Origin of the sequence: Streptomyces ziwulingensis (genome assembly GCF_039542605.1) — a bacterium.
GTDB classification, from domain to species: Bacteria; Actinomycetota; Actinomycetes; order Streptomycetales; family Streptomycetaceae; genus Streptomyces; species Streptomyces ziwulingensis.
Window position 1 is genome coordinate 1 of record NZ_BAABIG010000120.1, and the last position, 5,015, is coordinate 5,015.

At 70.8% G+C, this 5,015-nt stretch carries 3 protein-coding genes and 1 pseudogene; all 4 read left to right on the forward strand.

Translation table 11 applies throughout. The annotated features are described in order from the left end of the window. Positions 1 to 457: 457 nt before the first annotated feature. The gene (locus tag ABEB00_RS35725; RefSeq protein WP_345624905.1) at positions 458 to 3,802 is read left to right on the forward strand and encodes a sensor histidine kinase; all 3,345 of its coding nucleotides are present in this window, start codon (positions 458 to 460) and stop codon (positions 3,800 to 3,802) included. 10 nt (positions 3,803 to 3,812) lie between these two features. Next, a complete protein-coding gene (locus ABEB00_RS35730) occupies positions 3,813 to 4,226 on the forward strand; it encodes a roadblock/LC7 domain-containing protein (protein WP_037625176.1) in 414 nt (137 codons plus the stop codon). A 95-nt stretch (positions 4,227 to 4,321) separates the two neighbouring features. Continuing rightward, positions 4,322 to 4,894, forward strand: a complete 573-nt coding sequence (locus ABEB00_RS35735; protein ID WP_345624906.1) for a DUF742 domain-containing protein — start codon at positions 4,322 to 4,324, stop codon at positions 4,892 to 4,894. Beyond that, positions 4,875 to 5,015 (forward strand): annotated as a pseudogene (locus ABEB00_RS35740) (ATP-binding protein); the annotation flags it as partial. The gene ABEB00_RS35735 and the pseudogene ABEB00_RS35740, both read left to right, overlap by 20 nt.

Consider the following 5,015-nt stretch of genomic DNA (forward strand, 5'->3'; position numbering starts at 1 on the left):
GGATGCGAAGTCGGCGCTGATCACGCTGGTCGAGCACGCTCTGATGGCCCGCCTGAGGTAACGATCAAGTCCACACCGATATACGGCAGTTGTCGTAGGTGTCCCGGAGTCGGCTGTGTCCTTCGACACGGCCGACTCCGGCATTCATAACGTTTCGGCAGAGGAATCGGCCGACGCCGCCACGCGTCGCGCACATCCCGTCTCACTGCGCGCACGAGTGTCCGGTCTTTTGGTGCCGCTCGCTCTTTATGACCGTTTTACGCGGGGCCTACCTCACGTCCGATCCGCCCGTCCTGGTGTTTGGAAGAGCGCAGGTGGCCATGCTGGAATGCCAGAACTGCCCCATGGCCCGAGAGGTACTCAGCCGTCACACGTACTCGATGGCACAGACCGCCCATGGGGCGCTGAGACATTGCGGCACGACACAGGTGCCGACCGCCGAGAGGTTGTTGGTCGAGTGAGGCGAAGCACGAACAGTCCCGAGCCGTCGGCCCGGGGCAACTTCACCCCGCCGCCGCGCACCGCGGCGGCGCCCGCCCCCGCGCCGCATCCGCAGCCGAAGGCCGCCCCCGCGCCGAGCGGCGGCAGTCTCTCGCCGCGCAACTGGCGGGTGACCACGCGGCTCAACGCGATCCTGCTCATACCGGTACTGGTCGGCCTCGTCATGGGCGGCTTCCAGGTCAAGAGCTCGATCGACACCTGGCAGGACGCCAGGGACGCCGAGTCGACCGCCCGCCTGGTGCGGGCCTCCCTCACCTACGCCAACGCCCTCTACAACGAGCGCGACGTCTCCGCCGCCCCGCTGCTGCAGGGCACCGAGGACGACAAGAGCGTCCCGCGGGCCCGCGCGGCCACCGACAAGGCCGCCGACTCCTTCGACCAGGCCACCCGGAGCATGCCGGACAAGGCCGGACTGGAACGCCGGCTGAAGCAGTTCCGGGAGGTGGAGCCGGAGCTCGCCACGCTGCGCGCCGCCGCCTACACCGCCAAGCTCAAGGGCGTGGAGACCGAGGAGGGCTACGTCGGCGTCGCCCACCCGCTGATGGAGTTCGCCAACGAGCTGGGCCTGGGCACCGGCAACATCACCTCCTACGGCCGTACCGTCTACGCGATCGGCCTGACGAAGGCCTCGCTCTCGCTGGAACGCTCGATCGGCATGCACATGCTGATCAAGCCAGGTCCGGAGCCGAGCCATCTGGCCAGCCAGCGCGTCGCCCTCTCCTCCTACGCGTATCTGGAGGGCATCGCCGTCGAGGAGTACATCGGCGGCGGCACCGAGGCGGACGCCAAGAAGCTGGAGGACGCCGAGGCGCGGATCAAGAAGGACGGCGCCGCCGCGGCCGCCAAGGCCGCCGCCCAGAACCCGGACTACGTACCGCCGCCGGCCAACCCGACGACGATGGTCTCGGAGCTGGCGCAGCTCGACTCCACGGACACCGCCGCCCGCGCGGCCCTCGCCCAGCGGGGCATCACGCCGGAAAACTGGTGGGCGGTCAACACCCTCAAGTTCGACGCGTACCGCACCATCGAGTCGGACATGGCCGACAAGGCGGTGGCCGAGGCGAGCGCCATCGCGGACGACGCCGAGCAGGACGCGTACATCACCGGCGCCATCGTCGTGATCGCGCTGCTCGCCGCGTTCGTCCTGGCCGGCATGGTGGCCCGGCAGATGAGCCGGGCCATGCGCCAGCTCCGCAACGCCGCCTTCAGCATCGCCGAGCAGCGCCTGCCGATGCTGGTCGACCAGCTCTCGCGGACCGACCCCGGCCGGGTCGACACCCGGGTCCAGCCCATCCCGATCACCACCACCGACGAGATCGGTGAGGTCGCCCGCGCCTTCGACCAGGTCCACCGCGAGGCGGTCCGGCTCGCCTCCGAGCAGGCCCTGCTGCGGGGCAACATCAACGCCATCTTCACCAACCTCTCGCGCCGCAACCAGTCGCTGATCGAGGGCCAGCTCACTCTGATCACCGAGCTGGAGAACAACGAGGCCGAGCCGGACCAGTTGGAGAGCCTCTTCCGGCTGGACCACCTGGCCACCCGGATGCGCCGCAACGGCGAGAACCTCCTCGTGCTGGCCGGCGAGGAGCCCGGCCGCCGCTGGGACCAGCCGGTCCCGCTGGTCGACGTGCTCCGTGCCGCCTCCTCCGAGGTGGAGCAGTACGAGCGCGTCGAGCTGTCCGGGGTGCCGGAGGCGGAGATCCACGGCCGGGCCGTGACCGACCTCGTGCACCTGCTGGCCGAGCTGCTGGAGAACGCCACCACGTTCTCCTCCCCGCAGACCAAGGTCCGGGTGACCGCGACCCGGCTGCCCGACGGCCGCGTGATGATCGAGATCCACGACAAGGGCATCGGCCTGACCGCCGAGGACTTCGCGGACATCAACCACAAGCTGGCCAACCCGCCGACCGTGGACGCCGCGATCTCGCAGCGCATGGGCCTGTTCGTGGTCGGCCGGCTCTCCGACCGGCACGGCATCCGGGTCCAGCTCCGCCCCTCGGGCGAGCAGGCCGGCACCACCTCGCTGGTCATGCTCCCGGACGCCATCACCCACGGCGGTGGCGGCGAGAGCCCGGTGGAGCGCGGTGACTTCACCGTCTCGCAGATGATCCCCGAGCGGGAGCTGCGGGGCGAGAACTTCCAGCAGCAGGCGCCGGCGCCGCGGACCGCCGCCGAACTGGGCTTCGACGACACCCGCTACCCGCAGGTGCCCGACGACCTCCGCGACCTGGACCCGGTCGGCCGCTCGCTGATGCGCGAGGAGCGCCGCGCCGCCCTGGAGCCGCACCCCGCCGCGGACCCCGAGGGCCCCGGCGCCGACCAGGCCCCGTATCCGGACCAGTTCACCGCCCAGCCGTCGTACGACTACGACGGCGGCGGCTACCCGGAGCAGCAGCAGCCCGGCGGCTACGACCAGCAGACGCCGTACCCGGAACAGGGTCAGACACCGGCGGCGTACCAGGAACAGGGCCAGCCGTCGGCGGCGTACCCGGAACAGGGCCAGGCGCCGACTGCGTACCCGGAGCAGGGCCAGGCGCCGTACGCGCAGTCACCGCAGCAGGCGTACGGCGACCAGTACTACGCGCCGGAGGCCGGCCGGACGCAGGGTGAGGGCTATCCGGCTCCGGCCGGCTACCCCGACTCCGGCTATGCGGAACCGGGTCACCAGCAGCACCAGACTCCGGACGCCGCTGCGCAGGAGGCCTTCCCGGCCTTCGAGCAGCGCCGCCACCAGGACGACTGGCCGCAGCAGGACGGTTTCCAGAACGGCTATCCGGCCCAGTTCCCCGAACCCGGGCAGGAAACGGAATCGGCTGGGACCGGTGACGGCGGTGCCGTCGGCAACGTAGGCTTCGACCGGCCGGGTCCGGTCGCCTCCGCGCCCCACGACCTGACCGACGCCGGGCTTCCGCGCCGCGGTTCGGCCGCCCCCGCGGGCGGTGCGCGGCAGGCGGACAAGGAGCCGTCGCCCTCGGTCTTCGGCGGTGACGACGACTGGCGTTCGGCCAACGACGCACGCTGGGAGCAGGCCTCGGCGCTGCGCAAGCCCAAGGCGGGCGGGGTGACCCCGTCCGGTCTGCCGCGGCGGGTGCCCAAGGCCAATCTGATCGAGGGCGCCGCCGAGACCACCCCGCAGGGCGGGCCCCAGGTCTCCCGCGCCCCGGAGGACGTCCGGGGCCGGCTGAGCAACCTGCGCCGCGGCGTCGAGCGGGGCCGCAACGCAGGCAGTGAAACGACGAACGGTCAGGCCCCCGGAAATCCGCCCGGAGGTCCTGACAGCACCTACGACCAGGAGCGTTAGTGTGAGCCCGATGAGCCAGGCGGCGCAGAACCTGAACTGGTTGATCACCAACTTCGTGGACAACACCCCGGGGGTGTCCCACACGGTGGTGGTCTCCGCCGACGGACTCCTGCTGGCGATGTCCGAAGGCTTTCCGCGTGACCGCGCCGACCAGCTCGCCGCCGTCGCCTCCGGCCTGACCTCGCTGACCGCCGGTGCCTCGCGCATCTTCGAGGGCGGCCACGTGAACCAGACGGTTGTGGAGATGGAGCGGGGATTCCTCTTCCTGATGTCCATCAGTGACGGCTCCTCACTCGCGGTTCTGGCACACCCGGAGGCGGACATCGGTCTCATCGGGTACGAGATGGCCCTTCTTGTCGACCGAGCCGGTACGGTCCTGACGCCGGACCTGCGCGCGGAGCTTCAGGGGAGCCTTCTCAACTAGCGGGCGGACGGTGCGTTTTGGCGTCCCTTGCCCGTAAGGTTTCGGGACGCGGCTCCCCAGTGATGGACGCCAGGCACAGTCGGAGGAGGAGAAAAGTGGCAACACCCCCAGACGGTCCGTCATCGGGCAACTGGTCGTACGGCCCCGCGCAGGGCCACAACGACGGCCCGGTGGACCCGTACGGCTTCCCCTCCACGCCCCGCCACCGGCGGCCGTACGCGCCGCAGGGCCCCGGCCCCTCGCCGTACGACCAGCCGCAGGCACCCCGCATCCAGCCTGTGCAACCGCAACGCCGGGCACCGGAACCGGCGCCCGCCGGAGCGGCCAACAATCCCCTGGTGCGCCCGTACGCCATGACGGGCGGCCGTACCAGGCCGCGCTACCAGCTCGCCATCGAGGCGCTGGTGCACACCACCGCGCAGCCGCACCAGATGCAGGGCCAACTGCCCGAGCATCAGCGGATCTGCCACCTCTGCCGAGAGATCAAGTCGGTCGCCGAGATCTCGGCGCTGCTGACCATCCCTCTCGGCGTGGCCAGAATCCTCGTCGCCGACTTGGCGGAGGCGGGACTGGTCGCCATTCATCAGCCCGGCGGCGACGAGAGCGCCGGCGGCCAGCCAGACGTGACTTTGCTCGAAAGGGTGCTCAGTGGACTTCGCAAGCTCTAGCGGAGGGCCTTCCCGCTCCACCACGTCCGCGAAAATCGTGGTGGCGGGCGGCTTCGGCGTGGGCAAGACCACGTTCGTCGGCGCCGTTTCGGAGATCAACCCGCTGCGCACCGAGGCCGTC

Bases quoted from the DNA above. Each gene is read 5' to 3' on its own strand.
- ABEB00_RS35730 (WP_037625176.1), top strand. From the start codon at position 3,813: ATGAGCCAGGCGGCGCAGAACCTGAACTGGTTGATCACCAACTTCGTG.